The organism is Yinghuangia sp. ASG 101 (assembly GCF_021165735.1).
Classification (GTDB): Bacteria; Actinomycetota; Actinomycetes; order Streptomycetales; family Streptomycetaceae; genus Yinghuangia.
On sequence record NZ_CP088911.1, the window covers coordinates 2,674,066 to 2,699,702 of the forward strand.

21 protein-coding genes and 1 pseudogene are annotated in these 25,637 nt (G+C 72.0%); 11 read left to right on the forward strand and 11 right to left on the reverse strand.

Going from position 1 to position 25,637, the window contains the following annotated elements; all coding sequences use genetic code 11:
- Window positions 1-5: 5 nt before the first annotated feature.
- Together LO772_RS11040 and LO772_RS11045 are read right to left on the reverse strand one after the other, a co-directional pair.
- Window positions 6-452 (reverse strand): DUF3052 domain-containing protein, encoded by a 447-nt coding sequence (locus LO772_RS11040; RefSeq protein WP_231779495.1) that lies wholly within the window; start codon window positions 450-452, stop codon window positions 6-8.
- A gap of 183 nt (window positions 453-635) precedes the next feature.
- Window positions 636-869, reverse strand: a complete 234-nt coding sequence (locus LO772_RS11045) for a DUF1918 domain-containing protein (protein WP_231778229.1) — start codon at window positions 867-869, stop codon at window positions 636-638.
- Window positions 870-1,313: 444 nt separating this feature from the next.
- On the opposite strand from LO772_RS11045, the gene aceE reads away from it, so the two are divergent.
- Window positions 1,314-4,079 carry a pyruvate dehydrogenase (acetyl-transferring), homodimeric type gene (gene aceE / locus LO772_RS11050; protein ID WP_443089391.1) on the forward strand — a complete coding sequence of 922 codons (2,766 nt, stop codon included), beginning with the start codon at window positions 1,314-1,316 and terminating at the stop codon, window positions 4,077-4,079.
- A 121-nt stretch (window positions 4,080-4,200) separates the two neighbouring features.
- Here aceE and LO772_RS11055 read toward each other — a convergent pair whose 3' ends face one another.
- From LO772_RS11055 to LO772_RS11090, 8 genes are all read right to left on the reverse strand, one after another.
- A complete protein-coding gene (locus tag LO772_RS11055; protein ID WP_231778231.1) occupies window positions 4,201-5,310 on the reverse strand; it encodes a winged helix DNA-binding domain-containing protein in 1,110 nt (369 codons plus the stop codon).
- Window positions 5,311-5,358: 48 nt separating this feature from the next.
- The gene (locus LO772_RS11060; RefSeq protein ID WP_443089392.1) at window positions 5,359-6,309 is read right to left on the reverse strand and encodes a carbohydrate ABC transporter permease; all 951 of its coding nucleotides are present in this window, start codon (window positions 6,307-6,309) and stop codon (window positions 5,359-5,361) included.
- Window positions 6,306-7,688 (reverse strand): ABC transporter permease, encoded by a 1,383-nt coding sequence (locus tag LO772_RS11065; protein WP_231778232.1) that lies wholly within the window; start codon window positions 7,686-7,688, stop codon window positions 6,306-6,308. The genes LO772_RS11060 and LO772_RS11065 overlap by 4 nt, the downstream gene beginning before the upstream one ends.
- A gap of 15 nt (window positions 7,689-7,703) precedes the next feature.
- The gene (locus LO772_RS11070; RefSeq protein ID WP_231778233.1) at window positions 7,704-9,077 is read right to left on the reverse strand and encodes an ABC transporter substrate-binding protein; all 1,374 of its coding nucleotides are present in this window, start codon (window positions 9,075-9,077) and stop codon (window positions 7,704-7,706) included.
- Complete coding sequence (locus LO772_RS11075) at window positions 9,074-10,279, reverse strand: ABC transporter ATP-binding protein (protein WP_231778234.1); 1,206 nt, start codon at window positions 10,277-10,279, stop codon at window positions 9,074-9,076. The genes LO772_RS11070 and LO772_RS11075 overlap by 4 nt, the downstream gene beginning before the upstream one ends.
- Window positions 10,280-10,626: 347 nt before the next feature.
- Window positions 10,627-11,631: an aldo/keto reductase gene (locus LO772_RS11080; RefSeq protein WP_443089449.1), complete on the reverse strand. Its 1,005-nt coding sequence runs from the start codon at window positions 11,629-11,631 to the stop codon at window positions 10,627-10,629.
- On the reverse strand, window positions 11,631-12,083 hold the full coding sequence (locus LO772_RS11085; RefSeq protein ID WP_231778236.1) for a MerR family transcriptional regulator: 453 nt from the start codon (window positions 12,081-12,083) through the stop codon (window positions 11,631-11,633). The genes LO772_RS11080 and LO772_RS11085 overlap by 1 nt, the downstream gene beginning before the upstream one ends.
- A 151-nt stretch (window positions 12,084-12,234) precedes the next feature.
- Window positions 12,235-12,966 (reverse strand): pirin family protein, encoded by a 732-nt coding sequence (locus tag LO772_RS11090; RefSeq protein WP_231778237.1) that lies wholly within the window; start codon window positions 12,964-12,966, stop codon window positions 12,235-12,237.
- A gap of 293 nt (window positions 12,967-13,259) precedes the next feature.
- On the opposite strand from LO772_RS11090, the gene LO772_RS11095 reads away from it, so the two are divergent.
- The 10 genes and pseudogenes from LO772_RS11095 (at window position 13,260) to LO772_RS11140 (ending at window position 24,260) form a co-directional block, all read left to right on the forward strand.
- Complete coding sequence (locus tag LO772_RS11095) at window positions 13,260-14,189, forward strand: ABC transporter substrate-binding protein (protein ID WP_231778238.1); 930 nt, start codon at window positions 13,260-13,262, stop codon at window positions 14,187-14,189.
- A complete protein-coding gene (locus LO772_RS11100; RefSeq protein WP_231778239.1) occupies window positions 14,186-15,253 on the forward strand; it encodes a FecCD family ABC transporter permease in 1,068 nt (355 codons plus the stop codon). Before LO772_RS11095 ends, LO772_RS11100 begins: the two co-directional genes overlap by 4 nt.
- A gap of 218 nt (window positions 15,254-15,471) precedes the next feature.
- Entirely contained in the window at window positions 15,472-16,296 is an 825-nt protein-coding gene (locus tag LO772_RS11105) for an ABC transporter ATP-binding protein (RefSeq protein ID WP_231778240.1), read from the forward strand.
- 191 nt (window positions 16,297-16,487) lie between these two features.
- A complete protein-coding gene (locus LO772_RS11110) occupies window positions 16,488-17,135 on the forward strand; it encodes an adenosylcobinamide amidohydrolase (protein ID WP_231779497.1) in 648 nt (215 codons plus the stop codon).
- Window positions 17,136-17,323: 188 nt separating this feature from the next.
- On the forward strand, window positions 17,324-18,532 hold the full coding sequence (locus LO772_RS11115) for a PucR family transcriptional regulator (RefSeq protein ID WP_443089393.1): 1,209 nt from the start codon (window positions 17,324-17,326) through the stop codon (window positions 18,530-18,532).
- 80 nt (window positions 18,533-18,612) lie between these two features.
- Window positions 18,613-19,548, forward strand: a pseudogene (locus tag LO772_RS11120) (ACP S-malonyltransferase); the annotation flags it as partial.
- Between the two features lie 432 nt (window positions 19,549-19,980).
- Window positions 19,981-20,991, forward strand: a complete 1,011-nt coding sequence (locus tag LO772_RS11125) for a beta-ketoacyl-ACP synthase III (RefSeq protein WP_231778242.1) — start codon at window positions 19,981-19,983, stop codon at window positions 20,989-20,991.
- A gap of 135 nt (window positions 20,992-21,126) precedes the next feature.
- Entirely contained in the window at window positions 21,127-21,381 is a 255-nt protein-coding gene (locus LO772_RS11130) for an acyl carrier protein (protein ID WP_231778243.1), read from the forward strand.
- A gap of 127 nt (window positions 21,382-21,508) precedes the next feature.
- Entirely contained in the window at window positions 21,509-22,816 is a 1,308-nt protein-coding gene (gene fabF / locus LO772_RS11135) for a beta-ketoacyl-ACP synthase II (RefSeq protein WP_231778244.1), read from the forward strand.
- Between the two features lie 16 nt (window positions 22,817-22,832).
- Complete coding sequence (locus LO772_RS11140) at window positions 22,833-24,260, forward strand: acyl-CoA carboxylase subunit beta (RefSeq protein ID WP_231778245.1); 1,428 nt, start codon at window positions 22,833-22,835, stop codon at window positions 24,258-24,260.
- A 453-nt stretch (window positions 24,261-24,713) separates the two neighbouring features.
- Here the strand turns inward: LO772_RS11140 and LO772_RS11145 are convergent, their stop codons facing one another.
- A complete protein-coding gene (locus LO772_RS11145; RefSeq protein WP_231778246.1) occupies window positions 24,714-25,208 on the reverse strand; it encodes a DUF3145 domain-containing protein in 495 nt (164 codons plus the stop codon).
- Between the last annotated feature and the right edge of the window lie 429 nt (window positions 25,209-25,637).

The window sequence follows — 25,637 nt, forward strand, 5'->3', positions numbered from 1 at the left end:
CGGTGTTACTTGCGACCGCCGCTTCGGGCCGTCTTCGGGGCGACCAGGCGGGTGCCGGACCAGTCCTTGGCGACGGCGGTGGTGGTCGTGCCGGTGAGGCCGGCCGTGGGGGCCGATTCACCGATCTCGCTCGGCTCGACATAGCCGTCACGGCCCGTCTTGGGGGTCAGCAGCCACACCGTGCCGCCGTCCGTGAGCGTGGTCAAGGCATCCATGAGGGCCTCGACGAGATCGCCGTCGCCCTCGCGATACCACAGGATGACGACGTCGGCGACGTCCTCGTCGTAGTCCTCGTCCACGAGTTCGTTGCCCGTGACGCCGACGATGGCCTCGCGGAACTCCTCGTCGCAGTCGTCGTCGTAACCGAGCTCCTGGACCACTTGTCCGGGCTGGAACCCAAGCCGCGCAAGCGGGTTGGACCGTTCCTCCGCGTGGTCCGCGGTCGCGCTCACGAAGTAACCTCCCATGTTCGGCCCCGCCTTGTGCCGGGGCTGTGGCCGTAGTCCACACGCGCCGGGCTTTTCGCGCAAGTACCCAGGTCACGCCGCCGCCCAAACACCTCCGCCGGGACGTAATGGGCGCACGGCCCGGGCACGAGCCCGGCGTGCGGCGGGTGTGCGCGCCCGGGCCCCGCTTTACCAGCTCTGGCGCCGCCGCGCGGACATCGGGGTCACGGCCGGGCCCCGCCGCGCCTCCTCGACCTCGGCGTCGGGCCCCGGGAAGATCAGCCCGGTGTGCCCGTCGTCGAAGCGGACGACGTACGGCGGCTCCCCGTCGGGACCGCGTACCTCAAGGATCTCGCCGGTGCGGTCGGCGCGGCCGACCTGGTTGCCGTGCACCGTGAGCCGGTCGCCGATGGTCGCGTGCATCGGATCTCCTTCCGCAGATTCCACCGAGAGGTGCCCGCTGTGTCCCCCGTCACGGCATCCCTCTCCTTCCAGACAACTACGCCCCTGCCGTACGCGAAAGTGCTGGGCGTAACCTTCATATTGGTTCGCGGTCGCGGATACCCCACTTCCGCGAGCCTCCGCGTGACGGTTCCGGCGACAGCCGGGCCCAGGGCAGCGCCGCCCTGCCGCGGTAGCCGGACACTGCGAGGTACGGATCCACGAGCTCGTTGCGGCGAGGGTGGACACGGGCCGGGCGCCGAGCAGGCACCCACCGGGTCCATTACCGATCGGTAGAGGTGACGTATACGTCCTCCGGGTACCACGATGGAGGCGGCGCGACACCGCTGAGTGGCGGCCGACGTGCGGCGTGACCGGTGACTCCGGCACACCGTTACCCGGTCGATCATCGCGACATCTACCGATATGCGAAGGAACAGCGTGGCATCCGGACGAGAGCGCTTCTCGATCATCAGCGACGGCCTGCCGAGCCAGCTCCCGGACATCGACCCGAGCGAAACCGGCGAGTGGCTTGAGTCGCTCGATTCCGTCATCAACGAGCAGGGGCGGCAGCGCGCCCGCTACATCATGCTCAAGCTGCTCGAACGGGCCCGTGAGCGGCAGGTCGGTGTGCCTGCGCTCCGCAGCACCGACTACATCAACACGATCCCGCCGGAGAGCGAGCCGTGGTTCCCCGGCAACGAGGACATCGAGCGCCGCATCCGGGCTTTCGTGCGCTGGAACGCCGCGATCATGGTGTCCCGTGCCAACCGCCCCGGGCTCGGCGTCGGCGGCCACATCGCGACGTACGCCTCCTCGGCGAGCCTGTACGAGGTCGGCTTCAACCACTTCTTCCGCGGCAAGGACCACGGCGAGAGCGGCGACCAGATCTTCTTCCAGGGGCACGCGGCGCCGGGCATCTACGCCCGCGCGTTCCTGGAGGGGCGCCTGACCGAGCAGCACCTGGACGGGTTCCGCCAGGAGCAGTCGCACGCGCCGTACGGCCTCTCGTCGTACCCGCACCCCCGGCTCATGCCGGACTTCTGGGAGTTCCCGACCGTCTCCATGGGCCTCGGCCCGCTCGGCGCGATCTACCAGGCGCGGTTCAACCGCTACCTGCACAACCGCAACATCAAGGACACCTCGCGCAGCCACGTGTGGGCGTTCCTCGGCGACGGCGAGATGGACGAGCCGGAGTCGCTGGGCAACATCGGCCTCGCGGCGCGCGAGGAGCTCGACAACCTCACGTTCGTCATCAATTGCAACCTGCAGCGGCTCGACGGCCCAGTGCGCGGCAACGGCAAGATCATCCAGGAGCTGGAGTCGTACTTCCGCGGCGCCGGCTGGAACGTGATCAAGGTCGTCTGGGACCGGTCGTGGGACCCGCTGCTGGCCCAGGACACCGACGGCGTGCTGGTCAACAAGATGAACACGACGCCGGACGGGCAGTTCCAGACCTACGCGGTCGAGTCCGGCGCGTACGCGCGCGAGCACTTCTTCGGCGACGACGCGCGCCTGCGCAGGATGGTCGCACACCTCAGCGACGACGAGCTGACCAAGCTGGGCCGCGGCGGCCACGACTACCGCAAGGTGTACGCCGCGTTCAAGGCGGCACGTGAGCACACCGGCCAGCCGACGGTGATCCTCGCGCAGACGGTGAAGGGCTGGACCCTCGGGCCCAACTTCGAGAGCCGCAACGCGACGCACCAGATGAAGAAGCTCACCAAGGCCGACCTGAAGATGTTCCGCGACCGGCTCTACCTGCCGATCTCGGACAAGGACCTGGAGGCCGACCTCCCGCCGTACTTCCACCCGGGCGAGAAGTCCGAGGAGATCGAGTACATGATGGAGCGCCGCGCGGCGCTCGGCGGGACGATGCCGCAGCGCGTGCTGCGCGGCAAACCGGTCAAACTGCCGGGCGACGAGGTCTACGCGCCGATCAAGAAGGGCGCGCGGCAGCCGATGGCGACCACGATGGCCTTCGTGCGGCTGCTCAAGGACCTCATGCGCGACCCGGCAATCGGCAAGCGGTTCGTGCCGATCGCGCCGGACGAGTACCGCACGTTCGGCATGGACGCGATGTTCCCGACGGCGAAGATCTACAATCCGCACGGCCAGACCTACGAAGCCGTCGACCGCGAACTCCTGCTGTCGTACAAGGAGTCCACGAGCGGCCAGATGCTGCACGAGGGCATCTCCGAGGCGGGCTGCACGGCGTCGCTGATCGCGGCGGGGTCGTCGTACGCGACGCACGGCGAGCCGATGATCCCGGTGTACGTCTTCTACTCGATGTTCGGATTCCAGCGCACCGGCGACCAGTTCTGGCAGATGTCCGACCAGCTCGCGCGCGGATTCGTCCTGGGCGCGACCGCGGGCCGCACGACGCTGACCGGCGAGGGCCTGCAACACGCCGACGGGCACTCGCACCTGCTGGCGTCGACGAACCCCGCGGTGGTCGCGTACGACCCGGCATACGCGTTCGAGATCGCGCACATCGTCAAGGACGGCCTGCGCCGGATGTACGGCTCGTCGGAGCGGCACCCGCACGGCGAGGACGTCTACTACTACATGACGGTCTACAACGAGCCGATCGCGCAGCCGGCCGAGCCCGAGGGCGTCGACGTGGACGGCATCCTCAAGGGGCTCTACCTGTTCAAGCCCGGCGAGCCGCGCGAGGGTGCGCTGCGCGCGCAGATCCTCGCGTCGGGGGTCGGCATGCCGTGGGCGCTCGAGGCGCAGCGCATCCTCGCGGCCGACTGGAACGTCGTCGCGGACGTGTGGTCGGCGACGTCCTGGAACGAGTTGCGCCGCGAGGCCGTGGAGTGCGAGGAGCACAACCTCCTGCACCCCGAGGAGGAGCCCCGCATCCCGTACGTGCAGCAGGTGCTCGACGGCAGGCCCGGCCCGGTCGTCGCGGTCTCCGACTGGATGCGGTCGGTGCCGGACCAGATCGCGCGGTGGGTGCCGTCCGACTACGCGAGCCTGGGCACCGACGGCTTCGGCTTCGCCGACACGCGCGGCGCGGCCCGGCGCTTCTTCCACGTCGACGCCGAGTCGGTCGTGGTCGGCGTGCTGTCCGAGCTGGCCCGCCGCGGCGAGGTCGACGCGGGCACGGTCAAGAAGGCCATCGACCGCTACCAGATCCTCGACGTGAAGGCGGCGGGCGTCGGCACGGTCGGCGGGGACGCGTAACACCCCGCGGAACACGGATGGTCCGGGCGGGCCCGGAGCGCGACGACACGCGCTCCGGGCCCGCCCGCCGTCGTCAGGGGTCGAGTTCCCCCCGACGGCCCGCCACGCCGATGGGGGCCGCTCACGCGAAGGCGATGTCGTGTTTGTCGCGGTCCTGGGCGGCGAAGCCGAGCAACCGGCCTCCCTCCGCCTCCAGTTCGTCGCGGTGCGAGGCGATCGCCCCGGTGGGTTCCGGGCCGGAGGCGACCAGCAGTGTCGCGGTGTCCTTCGTGCGTTCGACGCGCCACGCGCCGCGGACGAAGCCGTCGACGAGCACGCTGCCCCACAGCTTGCTGCCCTGGCCGAGGCGCCACTTCTGCCAGGCGCGGGAGATGACGCGCGTGCGGTCGTCGTGGGAGAGGGTGATGTTGTCGAAGTCGGCGATGAAGCGCACCGGTGCCGGGGTCTCCGGGTCGGGGCGCGGTGCGTCCGGGAGATCGAAGAGTTCGCGGCCCCGCTCGTCGCGGAAGGCGACGAGGCGCGGGCGCAGGCCTTCGAGTACGGGGGCGAGGCGGGTCAGGCCGCTCCAGACCTGGACGTCCTTGGCGGTCATCGGGCCGAGGGCCGCGAGGCAGCGCAGCACCATGTCGTCGACCGCGGGCGCGGTGTCGAGCGGCCGGCCGAGCCAGTGTTCGGCGGTGGTGTGCGCGACCGGACCGCTCCGGCCCCACAGCCCGCGCGGCGGGACCTGGACGAGCGGTGCCCAGGTGCGCAGCGCCGCGGCGAGCGCGGTGGGCTGGGCGTCCGGCCAACGTTCCCCGAGGTACGCCCCGACCTCGGCGAACGTACGCGGCTTCTCCTCGATGAACGCCCGTCCCAACGCCGTGAGTTCGTCGCGGTCGGCGTCCGCGGTCGCGCGCAGGTGGCTGGTGGTGAACATGCGCTCCATGACCGGGAGCAGCAGCGGGCGCCACGCGAGGCTGTCGTCCGCGGTGACGGTGTGGATCGTGGACCGCATGAGCGCGATGCGGAGCACCTTGCGGTCGGTCATGAGGCCGGCGAGTTCCTGCGGATCGAAGTCCGCGAGGCGTGCCCACAGCGTGAAGTAGGAGGACGTGGGGTGCTGGGCCTGGAGCCCGGCGAGGTGGCGCACCATGTCCAGGGCGGGCATGCGTACGCGGCTCAGCAGGTGCTGCCGGGCCAGCAGGGCGCGGTTGAGCTCGCGGTGGCCGAGGACACGGTGGTTCGTCATGCCTCGACTCTAAAAGGGAAAGAGGAAAGACTCGCTCCTATATGGCCGTCACTTGACGGCTCCGGCCATCACGCCCTGCACGAAGTAGCGCTGGAACGCGAAGAAGACGGTGAGCGGCACGATGAGGGACAGGAACGCCCCGGGAGCGAGGACGTCGATGTTGGCGCCGAGCGCCCGGGTCTGCGACTGGAGGGCGACGGTCAGCGGCGCCGAGTCGGTGTCGGCGTAGATGAGCGCCACGAGCATGTCGTTCCACACCCACAGGAACTGGAAGATCGCGAGCGACGCGATCGCCGGGAGACCGAGCGGGAGGACGACGCGGAAGAAGATCGTGATGTCGGTGCCGCCGTCCATGCGCGCGGCCTCCAGCAGGTCCTTGGGGATGCCCGCGAAGTAGTTCCGCAGCAGGAACACCGCGAACGGCAGGCCGAAGGCGACGTGGAAGAGCACGACGCCGGTGATGGTCCCGAAGAGGCCCGTTTCGCCGTACAGCTTGGAGATGGGGATCAGCGCGACCTGCACCGGGACCACGAGCAGGGCCACGACGACGAGGAACAGCCAGTCGCGGCCCGGGAATTCGAGCCAGGCGAAGGCGTACGCCGCGAGCGAGCCGAGGAGGATCACCAGCAGCGTGCTGGGCACGGTGATCCAGATCGTGTTGAGGAACGCCCGCATCATGTCGTCGTCGCCGAGGAGCTTGTCGTAGTTCTCCCAGGTCAACTGGCCGGGCTCGCGGAAGGCCCGCCACCAGCCGGTTTCGGCGGCCTTGTCGGAGGGGCGCAGCGACGACACGAGCAGGCCGAAGGTCGGCATGAGCCAGAACAGCCCGACGACGACCAGGCCGACCGCGACCAGTCCCCCGCCGGTCCTGGTCGCGATCCGCGCGGCGAGGCCGCGTTTGACGGGGCCGCCGGCGGCGCGGGTCGCGCCGCCGGACGCTTTGACGGCCGTCCCGGTCGCGGTGGCCGCACCGGGGGTTTCTCCGACGTCCGAGGTCACCGGTTCTCCCTTCGGAAGCGGCGGATGTTGAAGAGCATGGCCGGGAGGACGAGCAGGAACAGCACGATGCCGATCGCGCTGCCGAGTCCCTGGTTGTTGCCGCCGCCGAACGACGCCAGGTACATCTGGAGCGCGAGGACGTTGGCCTCTTTCTGCGACGAGCCGAGCGAGATGATGTAGACGAGGTCGAAGACCTTGAGCACGTTGATGACCAGCGTCACCATCACGACGACCAGCACGGGGGCGAGCAGCGGCACGGTGACGCGGCGGAAGACCTGCCACTCCGTCGCGCCGTCGACGCGGGCGGCCTCCAGGGCGTCCCGGGGGATCGCCGCGAGGCCCGCGGCGATCAGGACCATCGCGAAGCCGGCCCACATCCACACGTACGCGCCGATGATCGCGGGGGTGATCAGGCCCGGTCCCAGCCAGTCGTAGCCGCCGAAGGCCTGGGTGAAGTTGGAGTCGGCGAGCCGGAGTCGCACCGGGCCGTCGCGGGTCGCGCTGTCGGTGAGCCGGAAGCTGCCGTCCCGGGCGGTGGTGGTCGAGGCGACCGTGTGGCCGTCGCGCACCGCCTCGATCCGGACGCCGGGCAGGCCCACCTCGCCCGCGTCGATCTTGCCGGGTTCGCCGGCGTTGCCCCGGCTGAAGTCGAGCCACACGACGCCGGCGAGGCCGGTGCCCGGCGGCGGCGCGGTGGCCGCGGGCCGCGCGTCGGAGGGCACCTTGTCGGCGGGCAGCGCGACGAGGGGGAGCAGGACGCTGCTGCCGCCTCCGTGCGACGCCGTGGTCACGAAGCCGCCGCCGTCGGGATCGAGGCCCCCGTCGGGCCGCGGCCGGGCGCCGGGGTAGGGGGCGCCTTCGGAGAACATCTTGTCGACGCTGACCAGGGCCGCGTTCGCGACGCCCTTGTCGGGGTCGCGGTCGTAGACGAGGCGGAAGATGATGCCCGCGGCGAGCATGGAGACCGCCATGGGCATGAAGATGACGAGCTTGAACGCGGTCGCGAACCGCACGCGTTCGGTGAGCACCGCGAAGACGAGGCCGAACGCCGTGACGACGGCCGGCACCACGAGCACCCAGATGAGGTTGTTCTTGAGCGCGGTGAAGGTGTCGTCGTCGGTGAACAGGTCCCGGTAGTTGTCGAATCCCGCGAAGTCGGACCAGCCGTCGGCACCGAAGAGGCTGCGGACGAAGGTCCACACGATCGGGTATCCGACCAGCACGCCGAGCACGAGAAGCGCGGGCAGCAGGAACAGCCAGCCCAGCAGCCACCCGGCGCCGAACCGTCGGGAGCCGTCTCCCTCGGGCCCGGCCGCGTCGGCGGGTGGGCCGTCGGGGTGGGACGCCGGGGCCGGCGCCGCGTCAGTCGATTCCGCCATGGCGTCCCGTCACCCTCAAGCGCCGGAGAACGCCTTGGCCGCGTCGGCCTCCAACTTGGCCTGCGCGCCCGCGACATCGGACGGGTTGCGCAGGAAGTCCTGGAGGTCGCGCCACATGCCCTCGCCCTTCGTGCCGCCGAACGCCGAGGGCGCCTGGTCGGACAGGTCGAAGCGGAAGTCGTCGCCGGCGGCGATGAGCTTCTCGGCGATCTGCCGGGTGACGTCGTCGTGGTAGGCCACGACGTCGAGGTTCTTGTTGGGCGAGATGTAGCCGCCCTGCTCCGCCCAGACCTTCGCGGCCTCCGGCGACGCGAGGTAGGCGAGCAGCGCCATCGCGCCGGGGCTGTCCTTCATCGCGACGGCGACGTCCCCGCCGGTCACGACCGGGGGCTTTCCGGGTGCGACGGCGGGGAAGGCGAAGAACTTCGCGTCCTTGCCGACCTCGGCCTTGGTGTCCTTGATGATGTTGGTGCCGATGAAGTCCCCGCCGGGCAGCATGCCGGCCTTCGGGGACTCGCCGAAGACCTGCGGCACCGACGCGGGGAACTCGGTCTGGAGCACGCCCTCGGTGCCGCCGGGGAACCAGTCGCCCTTGCTCCACACCTGCGCCAGGGCCTCCAGCGCCGTCGTGACGGACGGGTCGGTCCACGGGACCTCGTGGCGGGCGAGCTTGTCGTACATATCGGGGCCGGCCTGGCTCAGGTAGATGTTCTCGAACCAGTCGGTCAGCACCCAGCCGTCGGCGCCGCCGGCCGCGAAGGGCGGCGTCCCCGAGTCGGAGACGAGGGCCGCGGTCTTCTGCAGGTCGGCCCACGTGGCGGGCTCGGTGGCGCCGGCGTCCTCGAAGATCCGGGTGTTGTACCAGACCAGCGACTTGTTGGCGCCCTTGTAGTACACGCCGTAGAGCTTGTTGTCGTACGACGCCAGCTTCTCCCATTGCGGCGCGAAGTTGGCCTCCACGGCGGCCTGGACGTCGGGGGTGACCGGCTTGATCCAGCCCTTCTCGGCGAACTGCTTGAGCGCGCCCGGCTGCGCGAGGAACGCGACGTCGGGCGGCGCCTTGCCGTCGACGCGCTGGCCGAGGAACGTGGCGGCGCTGTCCCCGGTCGGGATGAACTCGGTCTTGGCGCCCGTGCGCTTCTCGAAGTCCGTGAGGACCTTCTTGAACGACGCCTGTTCGTCGCCCGTCCACACCCCGGCGACGCTGACGGTGGTGCCGGAGAGCGACGGCAGCCGGGGGCCGGCCGCCGACTGGTCGCCGGACGGAGCGGCGTCGTCCCCGTCGTCGCCGCACGCCCCCAGCCCGAGCGCCAGCAGCGACGCGGCGGCCAGCGCCCCGACCGCCCGCCGTACGCCCCGGCCCCCGGATCGGCCGACGATTCGCGTCACGATTCCTCCCTGATGGACAGGCCCGTCGCCGGGTCGAAGAAGTGCATGCGGTCGGTGGCGACCCGGAGGCGTGCGGTGTCCCCGTCGGTCACGCTGGTGCGGGGCCCCAAGCGGGCCACGAGTTCGGAGGTGTCGGCGCCCGGATCGGGTGTCTCGTCGGCGCCGGCGTCCGCGGCGAGTTCGTGCACGTCGGCGGTGACCGCGGGCGGCACCGCCAGGCGGACGTGGACGTGGACCTCGGAGCCCATCGACTCGACGAGGTCGGCCTCGGCACGCAGCAGGGTGCCCTCGGGCGGTTCGCCCGTGTCGTCGGCCGCGTCGTGGAGGTCTTCGGGGCGGATGCCGACGATCACCGGTTTGTCGGTGTACGCGCGCAACGCGGGGCGTTCCGCGGCGAGCCGGTCGGGGACGGTGAGCCGCTGCTCCCCCAGGCGCACCGCGAGCCCCGGGCCCGCCGCCTCCAGGCGCCCGCTGAGCAGGTTCATCGCGGGCGAGCCGATGAAGCCGGCGACGAAGAGGTTGACCGGCCGGTCGTACAACTCCTGCGGGGGCGCGACCTGTTGGAGAACCCCCTTGCGCATCACCGCGACCCGGTCGCCGAGCGTCATCGCCTCGACCTGATCGTGCGTCACATACAGCGTGGTGACGCCGAGTTCACGGGTCAGGCGGGCGATCTGGGCGCGCATCTGGACGCGGAGTTTCGCGTCCAGGTTGGACAGCGGCTCGTCCATGAGGAACGCCTGCGGCTCGCGGACGATCGCACGGCCCATCGCGACGCGCTGGCGCTGGCCCCCGGACAGCTGCCGGGGCTTGCGCAGCAGGTGCTCCTCGAGGCCGAGGGTGCGGGCGGCCTCGGCGACGCGGTCGCGGATCTCGGCCTTGGGCAGCTTGCGCAGCCGCAGTCCGAACCCGATGTTGTCGCGCACGTTGAGGTGCGGGTACAGCGCGTAGCTCTGGAAGACCATCGCGACGTCGCGGTCGCGCGAGGGCACCCGGTTGACGACGCGGTCGCCGATCCTGACGGTGCCCTCGCTGATGTCCTCCAGCCCCGCGACCATGCGCAGGGCGGTGGTCTTGCCGCACCCGGAGGGGCCGACGAGGACCAGGAACTCGCCGTGGGCGACGGACAGATCGAGTGCGTCGACCGCTCTGGTGCCGTCCGTGTAGACCTTGCCCACGCCGTCCAAAACCACGTCAGCCACAACACCCCCACGGGTGGCACGATCGCCTGCCGGTCCCCAAGTTGCTACGCCTCGTGGCCGGTGCGTCACAACCCCCGGAGTGACGACCGACGCCTATTCGTAACCTTTCCCCTACGGTGGGTGATCGTTCTCGCTACGCGCGTCGCACTGTGTAGATGTCGGCGGTGCGGAGGCCCGGGAGGGTGCGGCCGACGGCGGGCCGGGAGGCCGCGATGTCCGCGCCCGCGGCGGCGGCGAACGCGTCGGCCGGGGCCGTGGCGGCGCGGGCGATGTCGCTGCCGGAGCCGGCGCCGGACTCGCCCTCGGACGCGCGGTCCGGCGCCGCGCGGTGGGGAGAGGGGCGGGCGCTACTCCCGTCCGGGCCCGACGTACGTGCTCGTCATCACCGCGTAGCGGTCGCCCGCCACGGCCGCGGAGATCGGTTCCAGCAGCGCGAGTTCGTCCGCCGTGAGGGTGAGGTCGGCCGCGGCGGCGTTCTCCGCGAGCCGGGTGCGCTTCGTGGTGCCGGGGATCGGGACGACGGGCATGTCCCACACCTCGGCGCGCTGCTGGATCCACGCGAGCGCGACCTGCGCGGGCGTGATGCCGCGGATCTCGGCGATCCCCTTGAGGGGAGCGAGGAGTTCGGCGTTGATGCGGGCGTTGTCGCCGACGAAGCGCGGCTGGGCACGGCGGAAGTCGCCGTCCGGCAGATCGTCGAAGGTCGTCCACAGGGCGCTCAGAAACCCCCGGCCCAGCGGCGAGTACGGCACGATCGCCGCACCCGCCTCGCGGGCCGCCGGGACGACCGACTCCTCGATGTCGCGGGCGAAGAGCGACCACTCCGCCTGGATGGCCGCGATCGGGTGGACCGCCGAGGCGGCGCGGATCTCCTTCGCGGTCACCTCCGACAGGCCCAGGTGGCGGACCTTCCCGGCGGCGACCAGCTCGGCCATCGCGCCGACGGTCTCCTCGATCGGCACCGTCGTGTCGCGGCGGTGCATGTAGTAGAGGTCGATGACGTCGGTCCCGAGCCGGGCGAGGCTGGCGTCGCAGGCGGCCTTGACGTACGCCGCGTCGCCGCGGATGTCGCGGTCGCCGGGGCCGGCGTGCGCGTCCAAACCGAACTTGGTCGCCAGCATCACCTCGTCCCGCCGCGCGCCGCGCAGGAACTCACCGATCAGCTCCTCGTTGCGGCCGGCGCCGTACATGTCGGAGGTGTCGAGGTGGGTGACGCCCAGTTCCCGGGCGAGGCCGAGCGTGGCGAGCGATTCGCCGTGCTCGGCCCCGGCGTAGAAGGCGCTCATGCCCATACAGCCGAGGCCCTGGACCGAGCTGGTGGGGCCGTTCGTCCCCAGGGTGGTGGTGCGCATCATTCGGTGACTTCGCCTTCCGTCCGTCCGGCGACCGTACAGGCGCCGTAGAAGTCGATCTTGTAGTCGAGCACAAGCAGACAGGACGTCAGATCGCTGATGCGGGCCCGTACTTCCTCGCGGTGCGCGACGAGCATGCGATGCCGCTCGGCGTGCGTCGCGTCGCCTTCGCGCGCGAGTTCCGCGTAGCGGATCATGTCGGCCACCGGCATTCCGGTGGCCCGCAGCTTGCCGACGAAGTCCAGGAAGCCCAGGTCGCGTTCGCTGTAGCGCCGACGCCCGGCCCGTCCGTTCCCGCTCCGCGGAGCCTCGCGGCCGACGTGCGGCATGAGGCCGATGCGCTCGTACCAGCGCAGCGTGTGCGCGCTGAGGCCGGTGCGCGCCGCGACCTCGCTGATGGTGTAGCGGCCGATCTCGGCGGCTGCCGGGGGCGCGGCCTCGGTGAGCGACATGGGTGCCTCCTGGAGCGGGGGGCGCGGGCGCGGTGGCCCGCGACGACGACGCTAAGCAGTTAGAGCGCACTCGAAGCAAGCGCGTATCCGGCGGCCGGGGAAGGGCACGGGAACGCGGCGGACCGCGGCCCTCGGGCCCCTCGGGCGGGCATCAGCCGACGGCGGCGGCGCTGTGCATCTCCCAGACCAGTACCTCCGCGTCCGTCTCGGCCGTGAGGCGCTGCCCTTCCGCGCCCGTGACGCGCACGGCGTCGCCCTCGGCGAGGGGGCCCGCGCCCTCCAGCGCCACGGTGCCGCGGGCGACGAAGAGGTGGACGTACGGCGCCGTCGGGAGCGTCACCGCCTGCCCGGGGGCCAGGCGCGCGGCGTGCAGGGCGGCGTCCTTCTGGTGGATGCGGATCGCGGCCTCGTGACCGGGGCGCCCCGAGGCGACCGGGACCAGCCCTCCGCGCGCCAGGTCGGCCGTGACGTCGAGCTGTTCGTAGCCGGGGGCGATGCCGCCCTCGTCGGGCAGCACCCACATCTGGACGAACCGGACCGGCACCGGCTCGGCGCCGGCAGGCAGGTCGTTCTTCTCGGAGTGCAGGATGCCGCGCCCGGCACTCATGCGCTGGGCCAGCCCCGGGTGGATCAGGCCGCTGTGCCCCTCGGAGTCCTGGTGCACGAGGCCGCCGGACAGCACCCACGTGACGATCTCCATGTCGCGGTGCGGGTGGGTGTCGAAGCCGGTCCCCGGGGCGACGATGTCGTCGTTGCTGACCAGCAGCTGCCCGAAGTGGGTGTTCGCCGGGTCGTAGTGGCGGCTGAACGAGAAACTGTGGTGCGAGTCGAGCCATCCCGCCTCGGTGTGGAAGCGGTCGGCGGCCCGGCGTATGTCGTACATGGCCCTGGTCCTTCGGTGCGTCGGCGGGTGCGGCTTCACCCGCAACGTTACGGGCCCGGGACCGGTTGGTATCGTCCTGAATCCGGCGGAAGCGTTCCGCCGCGAACCAACGACGCAGAGTGCAGCGAAGTCCGGTGTGATCCCGGCGCTGTCCCGCAACTGCGATGCCGCCCGGCGACGCCGGGCGGACGAGCCAGGTCGCCTCGCCTGCGTCGACGACATCGGCCCTCGTAGGAAGGGCGATCCGTCCACGGGTCCTGCGTCCCCCACCCGTGCGAGACGCGGGAGCATTCATGAAGGCCATCACCGTGCTGCGGCCTGCCGCGGCGCTCGTCCTGGGCGCGCTGGTCCTCACCGCCTGCGGCGACGACGACAAGGGCGACGCGGCAGCCGCCACCGCCCCCGGGTCGGCCGCGACCGGGTCCGGCGCCGCCCCGCCCGCCGACGCCCCCGGCAAGATCGTCTCGCTCACGCCGACCGCGACGGAGATGCTGTACGCGATAGGCGCCGGCGGGCAGGTCGTCGCCGTCGACGACCAGTCGAACTTCCCCGCCGAGGCGCCCAAGACCGAGCTGTCCGGATACAAGCCCAACGTCGAGGCGATCGCCAAGTACTCCCCCGACCTCGTGGTGCTGTCCGACGACATCGACGGCGTCAAGCAGAAGCTGGAGGCTGTCAAGATCAAGGTCGTCCAGGTGCCCGCCGCCAAGACGTTCGAGGAGATGTACGCGCAGTTCAACACCCTCGGCACCGCGACCGGCCACAGCGCCGAGGCCGCCGACGTCACCGCCAAGATGAAGAAGGACATCGACGACGTGGTGGCCAAGACGAAGAAGCCCGCCGCGCCGCTGACGTACTTCCACGAGCTGGACAACAGCGGCTACAGCGTCACGTCCAAGACGTTCATCGGCGCGGTCTACAACCTCTTCGGGCTGCGGAACATCGCCGACGAAGCGGACAAGGACGGCTCGGGCTACCCGCAGGTCTCCGCCGAGCACATCGTGACCGCCGACCCCGACCTGGTCTTCCTCGCCGACACCAAGTGCTGCGGCCAGAGCGCCGAGACCGTCGCCACGCGGCCGGGCTGGGACAAGATCACCGCCGTGCGGACCGGCGGCGTCGTCCCGCTCGACGACGACATCGCGTCGCGCTGGGGCCCGCGCGTCGTGGACCTGGTGCGGGCCGTCGCCGCCGCCGTCGAGAAGGCCGGCGCCGGCGCGTGACCACGCTCCTCCCGCGACGCCGTCGGCCGGGCGAGGACCGCCACACGTACCTGGGGTACGCCGCCGCGGTCCTGGCCCTGGCCGCTGCGCTCGTCGCGGGCATCCTCGTGGGGGCGGCCGACCTGCCCCCGCGCGGCGTACTGCTCGCCCTCGTCGACGGGCTGCCGTACATCCACGTCGACCACGGGCTGACCCCCGTCCAACACGCGGTGCTCGTCGAGATCCGCCTGCCGCGCGTCCTCGGCGCGGCACTCGTCGGGGGCCTGCTGGCCGTCGCCGGCGCCGGCTACCAGGGCGTCTTCCGCAACCCGATGGCCGACCCCTACCTCCTCGGCGCCGCCGCGGGCGCGGGCCTCGGCGCGACGCTGGTGATCGGCTATTCGAACGCCGAGGAGATCGCCGGCATCGGCGTCGTCCCGATCGCGGCCTTCGCGGGCGCCATCGGGGGCGTGCTCATGGCCTACGCACTCGGCACCACGGCCGGCCGCGCGGACGGCACCACCACACTCGTACTCGCCGGGGTCGCGGTGTCGTCGTTCCTCTCCGCGGCCCAGACGTTCGTCCAACAGGACAAGGTCGACGAACTGCGCCGCATCTACTCGTGGATCCTCGGCAGCCTCACGTCGATCGGCTGGGACGAACTGCGCCTCGTGCTGCCGTACGCCGCGGTGAGCACATTCGTCCTGCTGCTGCACGGGCGGCTGCTCGACGTCATGACGGTCGGCGACGAGGAGGCCGCGGTGCTCGGCGTCAACGCCGCCCGCGTGCGGTTCGTGGTGCTGCTCGCCGCGTCGCTGGCGACCGCGACGGCGGTCGCCATCAGCGGCCTGATCGGGTTCCTCGGCATCGTCGTCCCGCACGCGGTACGCCGGTTCACGGGCGGCAGCTACCGCCGCGTCCTGCCCATGTCGCTGCTGGCCGGCGGGACGTTCCTGGTCCTCGCGGACCTCGTCGCCCGCACCGCGACCGCCCCCGGCGAACTGCCGATCGGCGTGGTCACCGCCTTCGTCGGAGCACCGTTCTTCGTGATCGTCCTGCGCGCGACGCGCCGGGTGGAGCTGTGAACGAGGGGCAAGGGCGGAGTCGGTGGCCGCCAAAACAATGGCAGTGGAGTCGGTGGACGCCAAGAGAACGGCAGTGGAGTCGGTGGCCGCCAAGACAGCAGCAGTGGAGTCGTTGGCCACCCAAACCGCAGCAAAGTCAGCCTCCGCCCAAGCAAACCACCGGCCTGCGGATCACCGGCCTCGACATCGCCCGCGACCGCTGCCCGGTCCTCCACGGCGTGGACGCCGACGTCCCCCCGGGCGGCTGGCTCGCGGTCATCGGACCCAACGGCGCGGGCAAGTCGACACTGCTCAAGGCGATCGCGGGGCTGCTGCCGTACACCGGCGAGGCCACCGCGGACGGCGTCCCGCTGCGCGACCTGCCGGCCCGCACGCTCGCCCGGACCATCGCCTACACCCCGCAGACCCCCGTCGTACCGCCTCAAATGTCCGTCCGCGACTACGTGTTGCTCGGCCGCACGCCGTACCTCGGCTACCTCGCGGTGCCCGGACGCCGCGACCGGGCGATCGCGGACGGCGTCGTCGACCGCCTCGACCTGGGGCCGCTCGCCGACCGCGAAGTCGCCCGGCTGTCCGGCGGCGAGCGCCAACGCGTCGTCCTGGCCCGGGCGTTGGCGCAGCAGGCACCGGTGCTGCTGCTCGACGAACCGACCACCGCCCTCGACCTCGGCCACCAGCAGCAAGTCCTCGAACTCGTCGACCGGCTACGCCGCGACGACGGGCTGACGGTCGTCACCACGCTGCACGACCTCGGCGTGGCCGCGCAGTACGCCGAGCACGTGCTGCTGCTGGTCGACGGGCGCGCGGTCGCGTCCGGAACCGCCGCCGAGGTGCTGACGCCGGAGAGCATCGCGACGCACTACCACGCCCACGTCGAGGTGACGACGGGTCAGGACGGGCGCCCGCAGGTGCATTTGGTCCGACCGCGCGACACCGAAGCCCCCGGCTGTCCGCCGAGCGTGCCGGAAGGCGACGCGGCGCGGACCTTGGGAAGAATCGGCGGCGCGCCGGATCTCGGCCCGGCCGAGGAGGGGAACACGTGAGCACCGCATCCGACGAGACCCTGGCCGACGACACGGCGTCGCCGACAGACCTCCCGACCACCACGCCCACCGACCCTCCGACCGACTCCCGCACACCCCGCACACCCCGCACCCCGGACGTCGCACCGGCCTCCCCGACAGCCTCCGAGGCGACCGCGCCCGCCCCTCGACTCCTCCCGCCCGATCCCGAGTTGTTCCGCCACGACGGCCGGCCCGCGCTCCTGTGGCGCGTCGGCCCCGGCTGGCGCATGCTCTCCAGCGCGATCCTCGGTGGCGGCCTGGGCGAGCGCACGTGGGTGCTGAACGCCCAGGTGCCACCCGGGTACGCGCGCATGGACCCGGCCGCGCACCTGGAGGAGATCGCGGCCCCGCGCGGCCTCACCGGCCCCGGCGTCGGGCTGATGACCGCGGCGGACGTCGAGGCGTTCACAACCGGCGCCGACCACGGCGTGCGGGCCTGGGTGACCACCGGGATCGGCATCCCGACGTGGGCCGCCGCCCCCGACGAGGGAGGCATCGGCGCACCGCGCCCCGGCACGATCAACACCGTGGTCGCGGTGCCCGCCCCGCTGTCCGACGCCGCCCTGGCCAACGCGCTGGCGACGGCGACCGAGGCCAAGGTCCAGGCGCTGTTCGAGACCGGGTACGCCTGCACCGGCACCCCGTCCGACGCGGTGTGCGTCGCGGCCTTCGCCCCGCGGCCCGGCGAGGAGCCCGAGTGGTTCGGCGGCCCGCGCTCGCGCTGGGGCGCCAGGCTGGCCCGGGCGGTGCACGCCGCGGTCGTCCGCGGCGCCCTCGACGACCGCATCCGCCGTACCGCGCAGGGCTTTTCGTCGTGACCGCCGACGAACCGGAGCCGCGGGGCACCGAATTGACGGAGCGCGGTCTGTGGCCGCCCCGTGACGAACCGGAGTCGGTGGCCGCCGAAATACCGCCCCCGCCGTCCCCCGCAGGGGTGTGCCGCACGTCCGGCTTGTCCGGATCAGGGCGTGACCGCGTTGCACCGGGTGTCCCCGGAGGGTTCATCATGGTCCCCGTGACCCCCCGATCTTCCGGTTCCGGTTCCGGTTCAGATGCCGCCAAACGCGCCGCGACCGTGCGCTGTCTGGAGAAATCCGCGGGCGCCCTGGCCGGTGCCGCCGCGACGCGGATGGACGAGACGCTGCCGTGGTACCGGAACATGCCGGCCGAGAACCGCTCCTGGATCGGCCTCGTCGCGCAGGCGGGGATAGCGGCGTTCACCGAGTGGTTCCGCCACCCCGAGGCGCCGTACGCGGTCAGCGCGGACGTCTTCGGCACCGCCCCGCGCGAGCTGACCCGGGCGATCACCCTGCCGCAGACGGTCGAGTTGGTCCGTGTGACGATCGAGGTCGTCGAAGCCCGTATCGACGAACTCGCCGCCCCCGGCTACACCCAGGTGCTGCGCGAGGCGCTGCTGCTGTACTCGCGCGAGATCGCGTTCGCCACCGCCCAGGTGTACGCGCACGCCGCCGAGGCCCGCGGCGCGTGGGACGCCCGCCTCGAAGCGCTCGTCGTGCACTCCCTGCTGCGCGGCGAGGCCGACGAGGGCATCCTGTCGCGGGCCGCCGCGCTGGGCTGGGGCTCGCCCGAATCGGTCATGGTCGTGGTCGGCAACGCCCCCGACGGCGACACCCAGGCGGTGGTCGACAGCATCCACCGGGCCAGCCGCCACGCGCGCCTGAACGTGCTCACCGGCGTGCAGGGCGACCGGCTCGTGGTGATCGTCGGCGGCGCGGACGACCCGCTGCGCGCGACGCGTTCGCTCATCGGACAGTTCGGGCCCGGCCCCGTCGTCGTCGGGCCGAGCGTGCCCGACCTGCTGGCCGCCGTGGGCTCGGCGCAATCGGCGACCGCGGGGCACCGCGCCTGCGCGGCGTGGCCGGACGCTCCGCGCCCGGTCTACGCGGACGACCTGCTCCCCGAGCGCGCCCTCGCCGGCGACGAGGAGGCCCGGCGGCAGCTGGTGGAGGAGATCTACATACCGCTGCACGCGGCCGGCTCGGCGCTGCTCGAAACGCTGTCGGTGTATCTGGAGCAGGCGTCGTCCCTGGAGGGTGCCGCGCGGATGCTCTTCGTCCATCCGAATACCGTGCGCTACCGGCTACGACGTGTAATGGACATCACCGGCCTCGTCCCGACGGAGGCCCGGTCCGCGTTCACGCTCCAGGTGTCCCTGATCCTGGGTCGCCTGGCGACCGCGGAGGGGCATTTGTAGGAAACCTACAAAAGCACCATCTGATCTTCGTCTGCGCCGATACGGGGTCGGCACCACCCGCAAGCGAGAAGGTTGTTTTCGTGCTCGTACTCGTCGCCCCCGGACAGGGCGCCCAAACTCCCGGCTTCCTCAAGCCATGGCTCGACCTGCCCGGTGTCGCCGACCGCCTCACCTGGTGGTCGGCCGTCACCGGGCTGGACCTGATCCACTACGGCACCGAGGCCGAAGCCGAGGAGATCCGCGACACCGCCGTCGCCCAGCCGCTCCTGGTCGCCTCCGGCCTGGTGGCCGCGCTGGCGCTGTTCCCGCACCCCTCCGACGCCTACCGCGTCGTCGGCGGCGCGGCCGGGCACAGCGTCGGCGAGCTGACCGTCGCGGCCGGCGCGGGCGTCATCACCGCCGAGTCGGCGATGGTCCTGGTCCGCGAGCGCGGCAAGGCCATGGCCGCCGCGGCGGCGGTCACCGAGACGGGGATGTCCGCGGTCCTCGGCGGCGACCCGGACGCCGTCGTCGCCAAGATCACCGAGCACAGCCTCACGCCGGCCAACATGAACGGCGCGGGGCAGATCGTCGCCGCCGGCACGCTGCCCCAGCTGGCCGCGTTCGCCGCCGACCCGCCCGAGAAGGCGCGCGTACGCCCCCTCGCCGTCGCCGGCGCGTTCCACACGCACCACATGGCCCCGGCCGTCGCCCGCCTGGAACAACTCGTCCCGGCCGTGACCGTGCGTGACCCGCGCACGCCGTACATCTCGAACACCGACGGCGCGATCCTGCACGACGGCCGCGAGATCGTGCGGCGCCTGGTCAGCCAGGTGTCGAACCCCGTCCGCTGGGACCTGTGCATGGAGACCATGCGCGACCTCGGCGTGACCGCGATCATCGAGGTCCCCCCGGCCGGCACGCTGACCGGGCTCGCCAAGCGCGCGCTGCCCGGCGTCGAGACGCTGGCCCTCAAGACCCCCGACGACCTGGACGCCGCCCGCGCCCTGGTCGAGAAGCACGGCACCCCGAGCGAGATCGACGCGTCGCCGACGTGGCGCCTGGTCGTCGCCCCGTTCAAGGGTGTTGTCCAGCAGGCGAACGTACGCCCCGGCGACACGCTCGCCCCCGGCACCGAGGTCGGCGTCGTCCGCTCGCACCGCGACGAGCAGGCGATCACCGTGCCCCACGGCGGCACCGTCGTCGAATGGCTCGTCGAGGACGGCGACCCGGTCGCCCCCGGCATGCCGCTGCTGCGCGTCCACCCGACCGGCACGGTCTGAGCCGCACGGCGGCCACCCACCGGCCGCACGCACCCGGCGGCGAGCGGCGACCGTGCACCGACAACTTGACCCCCGATGACCCCGAACGGACCCCGAACGTCGAGTGGAAGGGCAACGCGTGAGCGAGCGAACCAGGCACCGGGACGCGTATCGCGAGGGCGGCACGAGGCGTCCGCGGGGTGCGGCATGAGCGCGCCCATCCGCCCCAAGACCGGCGCACCGCACGCCCGCATCATGGGCGTCGGCGGCTACCGGCCGGTCCGTGTCGTCCCGAACTCCGAGCTGATCGAACGCATCAACTCGTCCGACGAGTGGATCCAGTCCCGGTCCGGCATCGTCACGCGCCGCTGGGCCGGCGACGAGGAGACCGTCACCGAGATGTCCCTCGCGGCGGCCGGCAAGGCCCTGGCCCACGCGGGTATCGCGGCCGAGCAGATCGGCTGCGTCATCGTCGCGACGGTCACGCACCTCAAGCAGACCCCGGCCGTCGCCACGGACATCGCGTACCGGCTGGGCGCGGGCGGCGGGCGCGCACCGGCGTTCGACATCTCGGCCGCGTGCGCGGGCTTCTGCTACGGGCTCACCCTCGCCAACGACATGGTGCGCGGCGGCAGCGCCGAATACGTCCTGGTCATCGGCGTCGAACGGCTCTCCGACCTGACCAACCCCGACGACCGCTCGACGGCGTTCATCTTCGGCGACGGCGCCGGCGCGGTCGTCGTCGGCCCCTCCGACGAACCGGGCATCGGCCCGGCCGTCTGGGGCTCGGACGGCGCCAACTCGGGGACCATCAGCCAGTCCACGTCGTGGGAGGCGCTCCGCGACAACCCGGAGGCGGCGTTCCCGACGCTGACCATGGAGGGCCCGACGGTCTTCCGCTGGGCGGTCTGGGAGATGGCGAAGGTCTGCAAGGAGGCGCTGGAGGCCGCGGGCGTCGAGGCGGGCGAGTTGGACGCCTTCATCCCGCACCAGGCCAACATGCGCATCACCGACGCCATGATCAAGGCCCTGAAGCTGCCCGCCGACGTCCCCGTCGCGCGCGACATCGCCGAAACCGGCAACACCTCGGCGGCGTCCATCCCCTTGGCGATGGAACGCATGCTGGAGACGGGCGAGGCCACCTCCGGCGGGACCGCGCTCGTCATGGGGTTCGGGGCGGGTCTCGTCTACGCGGGGCAGGTCATTACGCTTCCCTGAGTCACCCGCGGGCGGCAGGAAACCCCCGGGCATTCCAGGCTTCCGCAGCACGTCGGCCACCGCTTCCCGCGGCGTCCGGCACACCACGTACCGACCGACCATCACCGACAAACACCGACGCATTCGAGGAGCACCATGGCAAGCCAGGAGGAGATCCTCAAGGGTCTCGCCGAGATCGTGAACGAGATCGCGGGCACCGACGTTGAGGACGTCCAGCTCGACAAGTCGTTCACCGAGGACCTCGACATCGATTCGCTGTCGATGGTCGAGGTCGTGGTGGCGGCCGAGGAGAAGTTCAACGTCAAGATCCCGGACGACGACGTCAAGGGCCTGGCCACCGTCCGCGACGCGGTCGACTACATCGCGACCGCCGGCGCCAAGGCCGCCTGATCGCACGGCTCGGGCCCCGGGAGGTTTCCGGGGCCCGAGCCGCTTGCCGGCGTTCCCTCCAGGGACGCCGGCGCGCGAGTTTTCGCACTGTTCCCCCTGATCGAACCACCGCGGGAGTGATCTTCCAGTGAGCCCGACCAAGCGCCCCGAGACCGCGCGCACCGTGGTCGTCACCGGCCTGGGTGCGACGACCCCGGTCGGCGGCGACGTCGCGTCGACGTGGTCCGCGCTGCTGGCCGGCAAGTCCGGTATCCGTCCGCTGACCGAGGACTGGGCCGAGCAACTCCCCGTGCGTTTCGCCGGCCGCATCGCCGTCGAGCCGCTGGAGGTGATGCCCAAGGTCGAGGCACGCAGGCTCGACCGGTCGGCCCAATTCGCCATGATCGCGGCCCGCGAGGCCTGGCAGGACGCCGGCTACGCGGCCAAGAACCACCCCGCCGAGGACGGCACCGGCACCACCGTCGAGCCCACCCGGCTCGGCGTCGTCATCGCCTCCGGCATCGGCGGCGTCACCACGCTCCTCGACGCGTGGGACGTCTTCAAGGAGAAGGGCCCGCGCCGCGTCGGCCCGCTCGTCGTACCGATGCTCATGCCCAACAGCCCGTCGGCCAACGTCGGCATCGAACTGTCCGCCCGCGCCGGGGTGCACACCCCCGTGAGCGCGTGCGCGTCGGGTGCCGAAGCGGTCGCGTACGCGCTGGAGATGATCCGCTCGGGCCGCGCCGACGTCGTGGTGTGCGGCGGCACCGAGGCCGCGATCCACCCGCTGCCGATGGCCGCGTTCGCCAACATGATGGCGATGTCGAAGCGCAACGACGAGCCGCAGCGCGCGTCCCGGCCGTACGACAAGGGGCGCGACGGTTTCGTGATGGGCGAAGGCGCCGGCTGCCTCGTGCTGGAGAGCGCCGAGTACGCCGCCGCGCGCGGCGCCCGCGTCTACGCCGAGGTCGCCGGGGCCGGCATGACCTCCGACGGCCACCACATCGCCCAGCCGGAGCCCGAGGGCCGCGACATCGCCCGCGCGATGGCGCTGGCCGTCGAGGACGCCGGCGCGGCGCCCGACCAGGTCGTGCACGTCAACGCGCACGGCACGTCGACGCCGGCCGGCGACATCACCGAGCTCAAGGCCATCCGCTCGGTGCTCGGCGACGCCGCCGCCGACAAGGTCGCGGTCACCTCCACGAAGTCGATGACCGGCCACCTGCTCGGCGGCACCGGCGCGGTGGAGTCGGTCGCCACGGTACTCGCGCTGTACCACCGCGTGGCACCGCCCACCATCAACGTCGACGACCCCGACGACGAGGTCTGCATGGACATCGTCCGGAACGACCCGCGCCCGCTCCCGGACGGGGAAATCGTCGCCCTCAACGACTCGTTCGGATTCGGCGGGCACGACGTGGTCGTGGCCTTCCGCAGCGCGGGCCCGGCCCGCTGAGACGGAGCTTCCCGGCATGACCCCCACGCGCCAGCGGTCCGCCGCCACACCCGGCAAACCGGACCGCGACAGCGACCCGCGCAACCCGCGGGCGCGTCTGCGACGCCTCGTCGACGAGGGCAGCTACGAGGAGATCTCGCCGTACGACCGCTCCGGCATGCTCGCGTGTGTCGGCACGGTCGACGGCGCCCGCGTGGTCGCGTACGCGTCCGACCCGACCGTGCAGGGCGGCGCCATGGGCGTCGAGGGATGCCAGGTCGTCGTCGACGCCTACCGGCGCGCGCTCGCCGACGACTGCCCGATCATCGCGCTGTTCCACTCCGGCGGCGCGCGCCTCCAGGAAGGCGTCGCGTCGCTCGACGCGGTCGGCCGGATCTTCCACGCGATGACGCTGGCGTCCGGCCGCATCCCGCAGATCTCCGTCGTGCTGGGCGCGGCGGCGGGCGGTGCCGCGTACGGCCCGGCGCTCACCGATCTGGTGATCCTCGCCCCGGAGGGCCGCGTCTTCGTGACCGGCCCGGACGTCGTTCGCTCGGTGACCGGCGAGGACGTCGACGCGCTCCGGCTGGGCGGCCCGGAGCCGCACGGCCGCCGCAGCGGCGTCGTCCACGTGATCGCCGACTCGGAGCAGGACGCGCTCGACCGCGCCCGGCACCTCGCCCACCTGCTGGCCGCTCAGGGCGAGATCGACCCGGCCCTGCTGGGCCGCCGCGAACTGGCCGCGCTGCTCCCGGAGTCGCCGAAGCGCGCGTACGACGTGCACCCGGTCGTCGACAACCTGCTCGACGAACCCGGCCTCGAACTGCACCCCAAGTGGGCGCCGAACATCGTCACCACCCTCGGCCGCCTCGGCGGGCGCACCGTCGGTGTAGTCGCCAACAACCCGCTGCGGCTGGGTGGTTGCCTGGACTCGTCGTCGGCGGAGAAAGCCGCGCGCTTCGTACGCATGTGCGACGCGTTCGGCCTCCCGCTGATCGTGGTCGTGGACGTCCCGGGCTACCTGCCGGGCGTCGGCCAGGAATGGGACGGCGTCGTACGGCGCGGCGCGAAGCTGCTGCACGCGTTCGGGGAGTGCGTCGTGCCGCGCGTCACGCTGGTCACCCGCAAGACCTACGGCGGCGCGTACATCGCGATGAACTCCGCGTCCCTGGGCGCCACCAAGGTCCTCGCGTGGCCGACCGCGGAGGTCGCCGTGATGGGCGCCGTCGCGGCGGTGCGCATCCTGCACCGCCGCCGTCTGGCCGAGGTGCCGGACGACCTGAAGCCCCAGGTCGAACAGGAACTCGCCGCCGAACACGAGAAGGTCGCCGGCGGCCTCGACCGGGCCGTCGAGATCGGCGTCGTCCACGAGGTCATCGACCCCGACGAGAGCCGCATCGCCCTCGCCAAGGCCATCGCCGAGGCCCCGCGACAGCGCGGCCGACACGGCAACATCCCGCTGTAGCGCCGGGACGACCGACCGCTCCTCGCCCTGCCCGTCCCCGCCGGGGGACGGGCAGTGGCGTGCGCGGCGCCGGAATCCACCGCACACGCGACCCGGGTGCGGCTCGCGATACGGCGGCGTCACGCCGTCCCCCGGTCTCCCGCACGGAACCGGACACAACCCAGGCGCGGTCTCGTGTCCCGGCGTGTGTCCTGGTGTGCAACTCCTCCGGCCCCCGTACGCGGGTTCGCGCCCACGACCACCACACGGTGCGGGGCGGGCCGGTTCTCCCGGCCCGCCCCGCACATCACCGTGCCCGCGGTCCCCCTTGTTTGCCGGAGGCCGGGTCTCTTCCCCGTCGGATCACCGTCCGTTCGGAAGCCCGCGCCCGCCGGATCGTCGACTCCGCGTTTCCCGTGATTCCGTACCGCCGCCGTGCGTCCCGCACGGGTCGCCGCGGTGCCTCACGGCCCGTCAGACGACTTGGTGGAGCCACCGGACGGGTGCGCCCTCACCCGCGTAGCGGAAAGGCTCCAGCTCGTCGTCCCACGGCTTGCCGAGCAGCTTCTCGATCTCGTGCTGGAGGTCGCACTCCCCCCGGGCCGCGCGGCCGAGGACGGCGCGCAGGCGGTCCTCCGGGATGAGGATGTCGCCGTGGGCACCCGTGACCGCGTGGAAGATCCCGAGGTCGGGTGTATTGCTGTAACGCTCCCCCTCGGCACCCGGCGACGGCTCCTCGGTGACCTCGAAGCGCAGCAGGTGCCAGCCCCGGAGGGCGGAGGCGAGTTTGGCGGCGGTCCCGGGGCGGCCGTGCCACGACATCTCGGCACGGAGCATTCCGGGTGCGGCCGGCTGACGGACCCAGTCCAAGGTGAGGCGCACGCCAAGAACGCCCTGTGCGGCCCACTCGATGTGGGGACACAGCGCGCGCGGCGCGGAGTGCACGTACAAGACTCCACGTGTCGTCACTGGGACCTCCAGGCTAAGGACGAGGTACGCCTTCCCCAGCGGCCTCGGATTCGCCTCACGTCCCGTGCTCCGACCTTGTGCCCGGTCGTGCGTTGTTGTTCTGCTGTCGCAGCTCGCTCCTCGAATCCCCGTGTTGCCCGCGGCCCTACGTGAGGTTTGCGTGTTTCATTGTGCCGCACGCGTCTCGGGAGCACCACGAGGAGCAATCACTCTCCGTGTTGTTCCCTCAGGAATACACCGAAAACCGGAGTCTCAAACGTCACTCACAGTCTCGGAACTGTGAGCCACCGCACTCACTCTGCCCAGACGGACACCATCCCATCCGCGCACCTCCCGGCGTTCACCCGAAGGGATGACCTACCGTCAGGAGTAGCCGCATTCGGCAAAACGCCGTGGCCTCATGTGAATTGGGGCACACCAGCGGATTCC